Raw genomic sequence first — 15,112 nt, 5'->3', positions numbered from 1 at the left:
TATGAATAGTTAGTCATTTACTGTCTGGATGACAGAGAAGCAAAAGGGAGAATTGCAATGGCTCTATATGATCCTAGTCTTGAAAAAGACAACTGTGGATTTGGTTTAATAGCGCAAATGGAAGGCCAACCGAGTCATAAGTTGGTACGAACTGCTATTTCAGCCCTCGATCGCATGACACACCGTGGTGGTATCGCTGCGGATGGTAAAACCGGGGATGGCTGTGGCTTATTACTACAAAAGCCAGACTCTTATCTTAGAATTATTGCAGAAGAGAATAACTTCAAGCTCGGCAAGCAATACGCTGTCGGCATGATTTTCTTCAGCCAAGATCCAATCAAAGCGCAAACCGCGCAAGACATCGTCAATAAAGAGCTCGCTCAAGAGACCTTAACTGTTGCAGGTTGGCGCGTAGTGCCGACCAACACCGACGTATTAGGTCCGATTGCCAAAGATTCGGTACCCAATATTCAGCAAGTCTTTATCTCAGCCCCTGCGGGTTGGCGTGAACGCGATATTGAACGACGCCTTTATATCGCTCGCCGTAGAATTGAAAAGCAGATCACCGAAGACAAAGATTTCTATATTTGTAGCCTTTCGACACAAGTCATGGTTTACAAAGGTCTGTGTATGCCGGCCGATCTTCCGCGATTTTACCTCGATCTTGCTGACTTACGCATGGAATCGGCGATATGTCTGTTCCACCAGCGTTTCTCAACCAATACACAACCACGTTGGCCATTGGCTCAGCCATTTCGCTATTTGGCGCACAATGGTGAGATTAATACCATTGAAGGTAACCGCCAGTGGGCTAAAGCTCGTGCTTACAAATTCTCTTCACCGCTGCTGCCCGATTTACAAACGGCTGCACCCTTTGTGAATGAGATAGGCTCAGATTCATCGAGCCTAGATAACATGCTCGACTTGTTCCTTGCCGGTGGTATGGATGTGTTCCGAGCGATGCGTATGCTGGTGCCGCCCGCTTGGCAAAACCACCCAGACATGGATCCCGATCTACGTGCATTCTACGACTTCAACTCCAAGCACATGGAACCCTGGGATGGCCCTGCTGGCATCGTACTTTCTGATGGTCGTTATGCTGCATGTAATCTAGATAGAAATGGCTTACGTCCTGCGCGTTATGTCATCACCAAAGACAACCTGATCACCTTAGCATCCGAAGTCGGTATCTGGAACTATGCGCCAGATGAAGTCGCAGAGAAAGGTCGCGTTGGTCCGGGAGAATTACTCGTTATCGATACACGCCGAGGCAAGCTATGGCAATCTAATGAAATCGATAATGATCTAAAAGGGCGTCATCCCTACAAAGAGTGGATGGAAAAGAACGTTCACAAGCTAACACCATTTTCTGAGCTTGATGATAACCAAGTGGGTAAGCGTAGCTTCGACGATGACACGCTCAAGACCTACCAAAAACAGTTTGCGATGAGCAACGAAGAGTCCGATCAAGTATTACGCGTGCTTGGTGACATGGGACAGGAAGCGGTCGGCTCAATGGGCGACGACACGCCAATGGCAGTACTCTCTTCGAAAGAGCGACTAGTCACTGATTACTTCCGTCAGAAGTTTGCACAGGTCACCAATCCACCGATCGATCCTTTGCGTGAAAAGCACGTGATGTCTTTAGCGACCAGTATCGGCCAAGAGATGAACGTGTTCTGCGAAACGGACGGTCACGCCTACCGTGTGACATTTAACTCACCAGTTCTGCTCTACTCTGACATGCAGCAACTTCTACAGTTAAATCAAAAACACTATGGCCACGCTATTCTTAGCATGCACTATGACCCAGCAGAAAAAGATCTCGAACAAGCCATCAATGACTTGTGTGATAGTACGGTACAAGAAGTGCGTGACGGTGCCGTTTTAATTGTGCTTTCAGATAAAAACTTAGAGAAAGGTAAACTGCCGGTTCCAGCTGCGATGGCTGTCGGAGCTGTGCAAACCAAACTTGCAGACAACAACCTACGTTGTGATGCCAATATCGTGGTTGAAACCGCAACTGCACGTGACCCTCACCAATTTGCAGTGCTGCTTGGCTTCGGTGCAACCGCAGTTTATCCATACCTCGCTTATGAAGCGTTAGGAAAAATGTTGGATGATGGATCTTTAGATAAAGACTATCGTACCGCGATGCAAAACTACCAAAACGGCATTAACAAAGGTCTGTATAAGATCATGTCGAAGATGGGTATTTCTACGATTGCTTCATATCGCTGTTCGCAGCTTTTCGAAGCCGTTGGCCTACATTCCGATGTTGTTGAGCTCTGTTTCCGCGGAGTTACTACACGAATCCAAGGCGCAAGCTTTAGCGATTTCCAGCAAGATACCTATAATTTATCTCGTAAAGCCTGGACTAAGCGTAAGCCAATCGAGCACGGTGGTTTACTGAAATACGTCCATGGTGGCGAATACCACGCTTATAACCCAGATGTGGTAGGGACGCTGCAAACGGCAGTTAAAACCGGCGAAACTTCGGATTACCTATCTTTTGCGAAACAAGTAAATGCTCGCCCTGCCGCTATGCTGCGTGACTTAATGAGTCTCAAAAAAGCCGATAAGCCACTAACGCTTGAGCAAGTAGAGCCAAGCAGCGATCTTTTTAAACGCTTTGACTCTGCTGCGATGTCGATTGGGGCCCTGAGCCCAGAAGCCCACGAAGCATTAGCTATGGCGATGAACCGTTTGGGCGGTTACTCAAACTCAGGCGAAGGCGGTGAAGATCCACGACGTTTTGGCACCGACCGTAACTCGCGTATTAAACAGATAGCTTCTGGTCGATTTGGCGTAACACCACATTACTTAACCAATGCAGATGTTCTGCAAATCAAGGTCGCACAAGGGGCGAAGCCAGGCGAAGGCGGTCAACTGCCAGGTCATAAAGTCACGGCAGAGATTGCTAAGCTGAGATACTCCGTGCAAGGGGTGACACTGATCTCTCCTCCTCCACATCACGATATTTATTCTATCGAGGATCTAGCGCAGCTTATTTTCGATCTTAAACAAGTGAACCCCAAAGCCTTGGTTTCAGTGAAGCTAGTTTCTGAGCCGGGTGTAGGCACAATCGCAACTGGCGTGGCAAAAGCCTATGCCGACCTGATCACCATTTCAGGCTACGACGGCGGTACCGCGGCAAGCCCACTGACTTCGGTGAAATACGCTGGCTGTCCTTGGGAGCTAGGGCTAGCGGAAACCCAGCAAGCTCTGGTTGCTAACGGGCTTCGCCATAAGATCCGCCTGCAAGTCGATGGTGGATTGAAAACGGGTCTCGATGTGATTAAAGGCGCGATTTTAGGTGCTGAAAGCTTTGGCTTTGGTACCGCACCAATGGTCGCAATGGGTTGTAAGTTCTTACGAATTTGTCACCTAAACAACTGTGCGACTGGCGTCGCGACTCAAGATGAAACACTGCGCCGCGAATACTTCAAAGGCCTGCCTGATATGGTGGTGAACTACTTTACTGGTTTAGCCGATGAAGTTCGCCAATACCTTGCTGAGCTTGGTGTAGAAAAACTCACCGATCTAATAGGTCGTACTGATTTACTAGAAGCCGTTCAAGGCCTCACAGCGAAACAGAGCAAACTCGATCTATCTTCAATACTCGAAGCTCCGGTATCTCCAGAAGGTCACCCGTTATTTTGGACCGAGCCAAACGCACCATTTGATAAGGCTCAGCTCAACCAGCATATCCTTGATGATGCACTCGATGCGATTGAGAAGCGACAATCCACCAGCCTCTACTACAACGTGATCAATACCGATCGTTCAATAGGCGCCCGTATCTCAGGCGAAATAGCGAAACGTTACGGTAACCAAGGTATGGCAGGCTCACCAATCAAATTGTATCTCGACGGTACCGCAGGCCAATCTTTCGCAGTTTGGAACGCCGGTGGCGTCGAGCTTTACCTAACGGGTGATGCCAATGACTATGTCGGCAAAGGCATGGCGGGCGGTAAGGTGGTTATCAAACCTCACCAAGGCACTGCATTTGTTTGTAACGAAGCGACCATTATCGGCAATACCTGCTTGTATGGCGCAACCGGAGGCAAGTTATTTGCTGCAGGTACTGCAGGCGAACGATTTGGCGTGCGTAACTCTGGTACCGTCGCTGTGATTGAAGGCGCAGGTGATAACGCTTGTGAGTATATGACAGGCGGTATTGTGGCCATCCTTGGCGCAACTGGAGTGAACTTCGGCGCAGGTATGACGGGGGGCTTCGCTTATGTGATGGATAAGAACGAAGACTTCCAAGGCCGAGTGAACAACGAGTCGGTCGAGGCACTTTCTCTATCTGACTTATACATCCACCAAGAACACTTACGTGGCTTGATTGCAGAGCACTTAGAAGAGACGGGCTCAGTACACGCTGAAGCGATTCTGGCGAACTTTGATGAATGGATTCCGAAGTTCTACCTAGTGAAGCCAAAGACGGCGGATCTCAACACCTTGCTCGGTCACCAAAGCCGAAGCTCTGCTGAACTTCGTGTTCAAGCGCAATAATTGGAAGGAGCCAATAATGAGCCAGAATGTATACCAATTTATTGATGTGAATCGCGTAGACCCAGCGAAGAAGCCAATCAAGATACGTAAGATTGAGTTTGTAGAGATCTACGAACCTTTTACTAAGCAACAAGCCAAGGCGCAAGCTGACCGCTGTTTAGACTGTGGTAACCCTTACTGTGAATGGAAGTGTCCAGTCCATAACTACATCCCTCAATGGCTCAAGCTTGCCAATGAAGGCCGCATTATCGAAGCAGCTGAACTGTCTCACCAAACCAACAGCTTGCCTGAGGTTTGCGGCCGAGTCTGCCCTCAAGACCGTTTGTGTGAGGGTTCTTGTACCCTCAACGACGATTTCGGCGCAGTCACCATCGGCAACATTGAAAAATACATCAATGACAAAGCGTTTGAGATGGGCTGGAAACCAGACATGTCGCATGTCGAGTGGACCGACAAAAAGGTCGCAATCATCGGCGCAGGCCCCGCCGGTCTTGCTGCTGCTGACATCTTAGTTCGAAACGGTGTGAAGGCCGTAGTATTTGACCGCTATCCGGAGATCGGTGGCCTGCTCACGTTTGGTATCCCATCGTTCAAACTAGAGAAAGGTATCATGGAAAACCGTCGCCGTATTTTTAGCGGGATGGGCGTTGAATTTAAGATGAATACCGAAGTCGGTAAAGACGTTCAACTACAACAACTGATCGATGACTATGATGCCGTTTTCTTAGGTGTCGGTACCTATAAAAACATGCGTGCTGGGTTAGACAACGAAGAAGCTCCGGGCGTTTATGATGCCCTGCCATTCCTTGTTTCCAATACCTACAAGGTCATGGAACTCGATAATCCAACGCCATTCATCGACATGAAGGGTAAAAAAGTGGTTGTGCTTGGTGGTGGTGATACCGCGATGGACTGTGTCCGAACTTCGATTCGTCAGCATGCAGCTAACGTCATTTGTGCTTATCGCCGAGATGAAGCGAACATGCCAGGCTCTCGTCGTGAAGTGAAGAATGCGAAAGAGGAAGGCGTGAAGTTTATGTTCAACCTTCAACCATTAGCACTGGAAACCGATTCATCCGGTCACGTTACTGGCGTCAAAGTGGTGAAAACGGCGCTAGGTGAACCCGATGAAGCAGGTCGTCGTCGTCCGGAACCTGTAGCAGGCAGTGAACATGTTCTTGAAGCAGACGCCGTTATCATGGCATTTGGTTTCCAACCTCACGCGATGGAGTGGCTAGAACCTTTCGGTGTGGAATTGGATCAATGGGGACGAATCAAGGCTCCCGGACAACAAGAGTTTCAATACCAAACCACCAATAGCAAGATCTTTGCAGGTGGCGATGCGGTTCGAGGATCTGACTTGGTAGTGACCGCTATCGATGAAGGCCGCAAAGCCGCTGAAGGGATATTAGATTACCTAGAAGTGTGATTGGGTTTCCTTTATTACTCAGTTCGTTACTATAAAAAAGGATCCAATTATGGATCCTTTTTTGAATTAGATTCGTTTATCACAAGCACAACGAAAATACGTAAAACAATTACAAATAAGCCAATACCGATAACTACAATTAGAATTAAAAACAAGCCATAGGAAACACTATGAAAAAAGCCGCTCTCCTCTCGCTATCACTTTTAACGTTAACCGCTTGCAGCCAAGGAATCACGGACATGAAAGACAGAACTTCATCACCTTGTGGAGACAAACCAAACTGCGTATCAACTCAAGATGACCGTGAGCAGCATGCATTGGCCGCGTTTGAGTTATCAGATTCAGCAAACCTAGATGCGATTGAGCAGGTTGCACTCACCTTACCGGGGTCAAAAACCGCGAGCAAAACAGAAGATTACCTGCGTGTTGAATGTACCTCTCGCATCATGCGTTTTGTCGATGACTTAGAACTTAAAATCACCGATGGCAAACTGATCGTACGTTCTGAGTCTCGTACTGGTCATTCTGATTTTGGTGTGAACCGAAAACGTGCTGAACAACTTCGCGCAAGCCTAAAAAGCGAAGGCCTAATCAAATAGATAAAAGAATACGTAGATAAATCGCAGCTATTCGGATGAGAAGTGCCTCAGGGCTGTCGCTCGACACTTCTCTTCCATGCTACAATTTCGCTCTACTGTTTAAATATTTTTATTAAGAGACTACACATGAAAATCGGCATCATTGGCGCAATGGAGCAAGAAGTTGCGATCCTAAAAGCAGCAATTTCAGACATTACTGAAGTTAATAAAGGCGGTTGTACCTTTTTCTCTGGTCAGCTAAATGGTGTTGACGTTGTTTTGCTTCAATCAGGCATTGGTAAAGTAGCAGCAGCAGTTGGTACTTCAATCCTTCTAAGCGAATACCAACCAGATGTCGTTCTAAACACTGGCTCTGCTGGCGGTTTTGATTCAACACTGAACCTTGGCGACGTGGTTATCTCAACTGAAGTTCGTCACCACGATGCAGACGTTACGGCTTTCGGTTACGAAATTGGTCAAATGGCAGGTCAACCTGCAGCATTCAAAGCTGACGACAAGCTGATGCAAGTTGCTGAACAAGCGCTATCTCAAATGGAAGATAAGCACGCTGTTCGTGGCCTTATCTGTACTGGCGACGCATTTGTATGCACAGCTGAACGCCAAGAGTTCATCCGTAAGCATTTCCCATCAGTGGTTGCTGTAGAGATGGAAGCTTCTGCGATTGCTCAAGCTTGTCACCAATTCCAAGTTCCATTCGTGGTTGTACGTGCAATCTCTGACGTTGCAGACAAAGAATCACCAATGAGCTTCGAAGAGTTCCTGCCGCTAGCAGCACAAAGCTCTTCTGAAATGGTTATCAAGATGGTTGCCCTACTAAAGTAAGCGACTAGACATGCAAACACTGTTTGATCAGGTATTTGCCAATGGCGTGCTCCTTGTAATGTGGGGAGCACTGCTTTTTCATTTAATTTTACCTATTCCTCATGCCGCACACCCCACGACCTTATGGCATAAGTTTGCTGAGCTTTTAGCAAGCAAGGTTAATAACAACCAAAACTATTCCCAAAGCTTAATCTCGGGCACGTTAGCCTGGGGATTAATGGTACTGCCAACTCTGGTTATTCTGTTGGCCTTGCAACCTTTGGTTTGGCAATCTCAACTGTTTGAGTTAGCACTGTTATTACTCGCGATTGATTGGCGTAATAATGAAAAGCTGGCTAATCAGTTGATCAAAGCACTTGGTCGAGAAGATAAAGCCGCCGCTCGTCAGTTACTGGCTCCAATTGTCAATCGTCAGACCGAATCACTTTCATCACTTGGCCTAGGCAAAGCCGCCACAGAAACCATCATCATGGGTTACGCTCGTAACGTAGTTTGTGTGCTGTTCTGGTACGCCGTCGGTGGTGGTATCGCCGCTTTGATGTATCGCCTGATTGTCGAGTTAGCTCGAGCTTGGTCACCAAGCCGTAAGCAGTTCTCTCCTTTTGGCTCAACGGCAATCAAGATCGTCGCTATCCTAGAATTTATACCCATGCGCTTATTTGCCTTGATGATCGTCTGTGGTGATAAAGCGTCTCATACATTTAAGATGATGCTTGTTCAAAGTCGCTCTTGGCCTCTACCCGGCCCGGCATGGTTAATTACAGCCGTAGGGAACAAGCTGGAGTTATCATTGGGTGGCCCTGCCATTTATGACAACACCAAAGCCATTCGAGCAAAATTAGGCGGCAGAATCGCCCCATCAGCACTGCATTTATCTCAGGTTCAAAAGCTACTTTTTGGTCGCATCGCTATCTGGATATTCTTACAAAGCCTAGCCTTACTCATTATTCACCAAGGGATTTAAAGTGAAACCCTCTCAACTTGTTACACGATACTCTGCCCTCGCATTCACTCTCAGCTTCAGTTTATGGGCACCCACTTCATTTGCGACAGAAGTAGCAACAGCCGAACGTGTTATCAGCCTCGCTCCTCATGCGACCGAGCTAGCGTACAGCGCAGGCCTAGGTGACAACCTTATTGCGGTGAGTGAACGAAGTGATTACCCACCACAGGCTGATAAGCTTGAGAAGGTGGCAAATTATCAAGGCATCAAGGTTGAGAAAATCATCGCACTGCAGCCAGATCTGATTCTCGCATGGCCTGCAGGTAACCCGCCTAGAGAACTCGCGAAACTAGAGCAGTTTGGTTTCAATATTTACTACTCAAAAACCAAAAGCCTAGACAGCATCGCGACCAATATTGAACAACTGAGCCAATACGCAAGCGACCCGAGTATCGGTGAAAATAATGCCAAGCAATACAAAGAACAGCTCAACGCGTTAAGACTAAAATATAAAGATGCCGAACCGGTAAACTACTTTTATCAGCTTAGTGAAAAGCCGATCATCACTGTGGCTCAAGGGCATTGGCCAAGTGAGGTGTTTGAGTTTTGTGGTGGCCACAATATTTTTGAAGACAGTGCTTCCCCCTATCCGCAAGTTGGTATTGAACAAGTTATATTAAGAAAACCGCAAGTGATCTTCACTTCTCAGCACGCGATTGAGAATGGAACCATGTGGCAAACATGGGAAGATGAGATCCCAGCAGTTGTTCAAAATCAGATTTGGTCACTCAATTCTGACTGGATTAATCGCCCGACAACGAGAACTTTGAAAGCGATCCAACAAGTGTGCGATTTCTTCGATAGAGCTAGGCAAAATCACTAACTATTTGCTGCGTTTTTTCGTACAATTCGCCACCGACCTGTCCCTATAATTTTAACTATAAGAGCACCAGTATCATGGACTCCATGCTGCTTTATATTATCGATTTATTTGGCACTGCCATCTTTGCTATTTCAGGCGTTTTTGTCGCTGGCCGTCTTAAGATGGACCCCTTTGGCGTAGCCGTTCTAGGCAGTGTAACCGCAATTGGCGGCGGTACTATTCGTGACATGGCATTGGGTGCAACTCCAGTGTTTTGGATCACTGACACCACCTACCTTTGGGTAATCATCATTACCTGCTTGCTGACCATGATCATCGTAAGGCGTCCCAAACGTCTGGCGTGGTGGATACTGCCAGTATGTGATGCAATCGGCCTAGCGGTGTTTGTTGGCATTGGTGTAGAAAAAGCGCTTATCTATCAAGATTCAGCACTAGTGGCCATCATCATGGGTGTCATCACCGGCTGTGGTGGCGGTATTATTCGTGACGTACTTGCCCGTGAAGTACCGATGATCCTACGAAGCGAAGTCTACGCGACCGCTTGTATCATCGGCGGTGCATTCCACACTATGGCTATTCGCATGGGGCACGATTCAGAGACGGCATTTTTAGCCGGTGTATTCTCAACGCTGCTGATCAGGCTTGGGGCTATTCGTTGGCACTTATCACTGCCGACCTTCGCCATCAAATAGACCATTACCAAATATTAAGAAAGGCTCCTCAAAGGAGCCTTTCTTAATTTGAGCTCCCCCCAACACAATTATTATGCTCTCGCGTTACACGTGCGAGCATAACTAAAAATACCTAACTTGGTTCAAAGCTTTAGTTTCAAGTCTAGAGAATGGATTGCGTTTCAGGTAAGTTGACACAATCATTCCCAACTTTCATGAATATAACCCAATGCTACTCGAAGGAATCGAAACTCTACTGGTATTGAGTAAAGCAAAGACCATGAGCCGCACAGGCAGTTTGCTTTATATCAGCCAATCAGCGGTCAGCAAACGGATTGCGAATTTAGAAAAGAAGCTAGGTAAAAAGCTCATTGAACCGAGTGGCCGACAGATAAAACTCACGCCGGATGCAATTGCATTAATCGAGAGTATTGGCCCTACATTCAATGAACTTCGTGGTCTTATTTATGAACAGCAAGAGTTGGAAGATACCACTCTCATTACTTTAGATAGCTCTAAGTCGCTGATAGCGGGTTATTTAGGTGAAATGATGGGGCAATTTATCCAACAAGATAAGTACATCACCATTACCACCAACCACACGCCGAGAATCATAGAGCGAGTACAATCTGGCAAGGCGACTTTGGGATTGTGTGCTGGCTTACTGCCACCGCATCATGGTTTGATGGCATTCCACCTGTTTGATGAGCCGTTTTACATAGTGAGTAAGTCACCGCTAACGGAGCTTCCTCCATTGGTGATTACCAACGATATGACCAATCCTGCCAACTCTTATCAGCTCTCTGTATTAGAGAAGTTTGGCATTAAACCCTTGATGGAGATGGATGCTTATACCGCAGCCGCGCAACTTGCACTTGGTGGAACTGGACCAGCCTTAATCCCGCTCTCTATCGTAAAGACGCTCAATATTGAGTCTCAATACCTATTTAGCTTTCAAGAACTAGAAGGCCTTATTCGACCGATTCATATCTGTGTCAGACCAAATAGCTATCAGTCTCCACGAGTTAAAGCACTGATAGAATCCATTGTTGATGCTGTTCCCAAAGCAGTTTAGACGCCATTAGCATCGACATTACGATCACAAGGGGGCGAATCCATTTCTGCCCTTTTGTCACCACTACTTTAGCGCCAAGCTGGGCGCCCATAAAGCCGCCGACCGCCATCACTAATCCCAGCTCCCAAATTGGCAAGCCTGCTAAAATAAAGAAGATCAAGGCTGCGATATTCGAAGTGAAGTTAAGTACCTTGGTGCGCGCAGTAGCATCGACTAACGAAAAATGGCCAATAGCAACAAAACAAACTGTGAAGATAGAACCTGTGCCCGGACCAAAGAAACCATCATAGAAACCAACACCGCCGCCAACACATAACGCAAACATCGCCTCAGAGATCTTCTGTTTACCCTCAGACGCTCTGGTTTGTGGTGCTAACAGGAAATAGAGAGAGATAGCGATAAGCAGCAACGGTATCACACTAGTCAGTAGGCTCGCATCAATGTGCTGGACTAACTCGGCGCCAATGGCAGAACCAATAAAGGTACAAAAGATCGCGAGTCGCATCTCTTTAATACTGACTATACCGTTACGCACGAAATACCAACTCGCAGAAAAGCTACCAAATGAGCTTTGGAGTTTATTGGTTGCCAGTGCCTGCGTTGGTGGTACTCCGGCCGCGAGCAATGCCGGTAGAGTCAGTAACCCACCGCCGCCAGCCATTGCATCAATAAAGCCTGCTGCCGTTGCAACAACAAACAAGATAGCCAATATTTCTAGAGTGATTTCCATATACCCAGCGCCTTAAATTCTCGTATAGCGACAAGTTACCACTCACGGCAGATGAGCAATAACGAAACACAAGATTGTAACCTATTCCAAATATTCATCATTTAGTTACCGCAGAATAACAGACATAAAAAAGCCCACTCCGAAGAGTGGGCTTTGAGCATTTATATCCGCTTAACAGCGATACACTTGGGTCAATTAAGCTTGAGAAGCTTTAACCTGAGCGTGTAGCTCTTGAACTGAAGTTACTGACGTCTTCGCGTCTGCAGTGTGCGCCATACAAGTCGCGAATGCAGCATTTAGCGTCGTCGTGTAGTTAACTTTCTCAGCCAATGCACCACGGCGAAGTACTTTAGAATCTTCAATCGCTTGACGACCAGCAGCTGTGTTCACGATGTACGTGTACTCGTTATTCTTGATACGGTCAAGAATGTGAGGACGACCTTCGTGTACCTTGTTTACTAGACGTGGGTTGATGCCCGCTTCGCCAAGGATAACCGCTGTACCGTGTGTTGCGTCTAGCTGGTAACCAAGCTTAGATAGCTTAGATGCTAGGTCAACAACACGCTCTTTGTCGCCTTCGCGAACAGAGAGCAATGCACGACCGCCTTCAGGGTAGATGTGACCACAACCCAATTCAGCTTTAGAGTATGCTTCTGCGAATGTCGCGCCAACACCCATAACTTCACCAGTAGAACGCATTTCTGGGCCTAACAGTGGGTCAACACCAGGGAACTTGTTGAATGGAAGTACAACTTCTTTCACTGAGTAGTAAGGTGGGATGATTTCTTTCGTAAAGCCTTGAGACTCTAGAGATTGACCAGCCATTACACGAGCGGCAATCTTAGCGATTGGCGCACCCGTTGCTTTAGATACGAATGGAACCGTACGTGCTGCACGAGGGTTAACCTCAATTAGGTACACTTCATTGTTCTTAACAGCAAACTGCGTGTTCATCAGACCACGAACACCCAACTCAAACGCTAGCTTTTCAACTTGCTCGCGCATTACGTCTTGGATTTCTTGGCTTAGCGTGTATGCAGGAAGAGAACATGCTGAGTCACCTGAGTGAACACCCGCTTGCTCGATGTGCTCCATGATACCGCCGATTACAACGCGCTCACCGTCACAAATCGCATCAACGTCTACTTCAACAGCGTCATCTAGGAAGCTATCAAGTAGTACTGGAGATTCGTTTGATACGCTAACTGCTTCGTTGAAGTAGCGACGTAAATCTTGCTCGTCGTATACGATTTCCATCGCACGACCACCAAGTACGTAAGAAGGACGAACAACAAGTGGGAAGCCGATTTCACGAGATTTCTCTACCGCTTGCTCCATTGTTGTTACTGTTGCGTTTTCTGGCTGAAGTAGGCCTAGGCGGTCTACAGCAACTTGGAAACGCTCACGGTCTTCTGCACGGTCGATTGCGTCAGGGCTAGTACCGATGATTGGTACGCCAGCCGCTTCAAGAGCACGTGCCAGTTTAAGTGGCGTTTGACCACCGTACTGAACGATAACGCCTTTTGGCTTCTCAACACGAGCTATTGCTAGCACGTCTTCTAGAGTTACCGGTTCGAAGTACAGACGGTCAGACGTATCGTAGTCTGTAGAAACTGTCTCAGGGTTACAGTTAACCATGATAGTTTCGTAGCCATCTTCACGTAGCGCTAGTGATGCATGTACACAACAGTAGTCAAATTCAATACCTTGGCCAATACGGTTTGGACCGCCACCTAGAATCATGATTTTTTCTTTGTCTGTTGGGTTTGCTTCACACTCGTCATCGTAAGATGAGTACATGTAAGCCGTATCTGAAGAGAACTCAGCTGCACACGTATCTACACGCTTGTATACCGGGTGGATATCGTACTGGTCACGTAGACGACGGATTTCGCTTTCCGCTACACCTAGAATCTTAGATAGGCGCGCATCAGCAAAACCTTTACGCTTAAGCTTGTTTAGCTCGTCTTTATTTAGACCAGCAAAGCCTTTCGCTTTAAGTTCTTGCTCTAGCTTAACGATATCTTCGATTTGAACTAGGAACCAACGGTCGATTTGCGTCAGGTTGAATACACCGTCTACCGACATACCAGCACGGAATGCGTCAGCGATGTACCAAATACGCTCTGCGCCAGCTTCTTTAAGTTCGTGACGGATAGTCGTTAGAGCATCTGGTGCGTCTAGGTCTACCATTTCGTCAAAACCAGTCGCGCCAACTTCTAGGCCGCGGAGTGCCTTTTGTAGAGATTCTTGTTGGTTACGGCCGATAGCCATAACTTCACCAACAGACTTCATTTGTGTCGTTAGACGGTCGTTAGCACCTGCAAATTTCTCGAAGTTGAAACGAGGAATCTTAGTTACTACGTAGTCGATTGTTGGTTCGAATGATGCTGGCGTTGCGCCACCAGTGATGTCATTCATTAGCTCGTCTAGCGTGAAACCAACAGCCAGTTTCGCTGCAATCTTAGCGATTGGGAAACCTGTTGCTTTAGAAGCTAGTGCTGAAGAGCGAGATACACGTGGGTTCATCTCGATGATAACCATACGGCCATCTTTCGGGTTGATACCAAACTGTACGTTTGAACCACCTGTTTCAACACCAATCTCACGCAGTACTGCTAGAGATGCGTTACGCATTAGTTGGTATTCTTTGTCTGTCAGCGTTTGTGCTGGAGCCACTGTGATTGAGTCACCCGTGTGAATACCCATTGGGTCGAAGTTTTCAATCGCACATACGATGATGCAGTTATCGTTTTTGTCACGAACCACTTCCATCTCGTACTCTTTCCAACCGATAAGTGATTCATCGATAAGAAGTTCGTTTGTTGGAGATAAGTCCAAACCACGACGACAGATTTCTTCAAATTCTTCTTTGTTGTAAGCGATACCGCCACCAGTACCACCCATCGTAAACGATGGACGAATGATACAAGGGAAGCCAACCATGTCTAAAACTTTATAAGCTTCTTCCATCGTTTTCGCTGTATCAGCAGTTGGACACTCAAGGCCAATAGCTTTCATTGCTTTATCGAAGCGTGAACGGTCTTCTGCTTTATCGATAGCGTCAGCCGTTGCACCAATCATTTCAACACCGAACTCTTCAAGAACACCGTGCTTTTCTAGGTCTAGAGCACAGTTCAATGCAGTTTGGCCACCCATTGTAGGTAGAACTGCATCAGGCTTCTCTTTAGCGATGATATTACGCACAACTTCCCATTGGATAGGCTCAATGTAAGTTGCATCAGCCATGTCAGGGTCAGTCATGATTGTCGCTGGGTTCGAGTTTACAAGAATAACTCGGTAACCTTCTTCGCGAAGTGCTTTACAAGCTTGAGCACCAGAGTAATCAAACTCACATGCTTGACCGATAACAATCGGGCCAGCACCTAGAATTAGAACACTTTTAATGTCAGTACGTTTTGGCATTATCTACTACTCC

10 protein-coding genes are annotated in these 15,112 nt (G+C 47.0%); 8 read left to right on the top strand and 2 right to left on the bottom strand.

The genetic code is table 11. The annotated features are described in order from the left end of the window. The first annotated feature begins 57 nt into the window (after positions 1–57). The 8 genes from gltB to FTW16_RS06965 all read left to right on the top strand — a co-directional run bounded on the left by gltB (position 58) and on the right by FTW16_RS06965 (position 10,943). Positions 58–4,521 carry a glutamate synthase large subunit gene (gene gltB, locus FTW16_RS07000; RefSeq protein ID WP_146490536.1) on the top strand — a complete coding sequence of 1,488 codons (4,464 nt, stop codon included), beginning with the start codon at positions 58–60 and terminating at the stop codon, positions 4,519–4,521. A 16-nt stretch (positions 4,522–4,537) separates the two neighbouring features. Beyond that, positions 4,538–5,950, top strand: a complete 1,413-nt coding sequence (locus FTW16_RS06995; protein ID WP_146490535.1) for an FAD-dependent oxidoreductase — start codon at positions 4,538–4,540, stop codon at positions 5,948–5,950. A 170-nt stretch (positions 5,951–6,120) separates the two neighbouring features. Then, positions 6,121–6,549, top strand: coding sequence for a DUF1499 domain-containing protein (locus FTW16_RS06990; protein WP_017070085.1), 429 nt, complete (start codon positions 6,121–6,123; stop codon positions 6,547–6,549). Between the two features lie 126 nt (positions 6,550–6,675). Next, on the top strand, positions 6,676–7,371 hold the full coding sequence (gene mtnN / locus FTW16_RS06985) for a 5'-methylthioadenosine/S-adenosylhomocysteine nucleosidase (protein ID WP_017630246.1): 696 nt from the start codon (positions 6,676–6,678) through the stop codon (positions 7,369–7,371). A gap of 10 nt (positions 7,372–7,381) precedes the next feature. Next, positions 7,382–8,335 carry a cobalamin biosynthesis family protein gene (locus tag FTW16_RS06980; protein ID WP_146490534.1) on the top strand — a complete coding sequence of 318 codons (954 nt, stop codon included), beginning with the start codon at positions 7,382–7,384 and terminating at the stop codon, positions 8,333–8,335. 1 nt (position 8,336) lies between these two features. Next, positions 8,337–9,197, top strand: a complete 861-nt coding sequence (gene btuF, locus FTW16_RS06975) for a vitamin B12 ABC transporter substrate-binding protein BtuF (protein ID WP_146490533.1) — start codon at positions 8,337–8,339, stop codon at positions 9,195–9,197. A 74-nt stretch (positions 9,198–9,271) separates the two neighbouring features. Further along, on the top strand, positions 9,272–9,889 hold the full coding sequence (locus tag FTW16_RS06970) for a TRIC cation channel family protein (protein WP_146490532.1): 618 nt from the start codon (positions 9,272–9,274) through the stop codon (positions 9,887–9,889). 208 nt (positions 9,890–10,097) lie between these two features. Then, on the top strand, positions 10,098–10,943 hold the full coding sequence (locus FTW16_RS06965) for a LysR family transcriptional regulator (protein WP_060983044.1): 846 nt from the start codon (positions 10,098–10,100) through the stop codon (positions 10,941–10,943). Here the strand turns inward: FTW16_RS06965 and FTW16_RS06960 are convergent. Together FTW16_RS06960 and carB are read right to left on the bottom strand one after the other, a co-directional pair. Then, positions 10,894–11,673, bottom strand: a complete 780-nt coding sequence (locus tag FTW16_RS06960; RefSeq protein ID WP_060983043.1) for a TSUP family transporter — start codon at positions 11,671–11,673, stop codon at positions 10,894–10,896. The genes FTW16_RS06965 and FTW16_RS06960 overlap by 50 nt on opposite strands. A gap of 195 nt (positions 11,674–11,868) precedes the next feature. Continuing rightward, entirely contained in the window at positions 11,869–15,099 is a 3,231-nt protein-coding gene (gene carB / locus FTW16_RS06955) for a carbamoyl-phosphate synthase large subunit (protein ID WP_146490531.1), read from the bottom strand. Positions 15,100–15,112: the final 13 nt, after the last annotated feature.

This window comes from Vibrio sp. T20 (genome assembly GCF_007858795.1).
GTDB classification, from domain to species: Bacteria; Pseudomonadota; Gammaproteobacteria; order Enterobacterales; family Vibrionaceae; genus Vibrio; species Vibrio satsumensis.
This window is presented reverse-complemented; position numbering and strand designations above follow the sequence as displayed.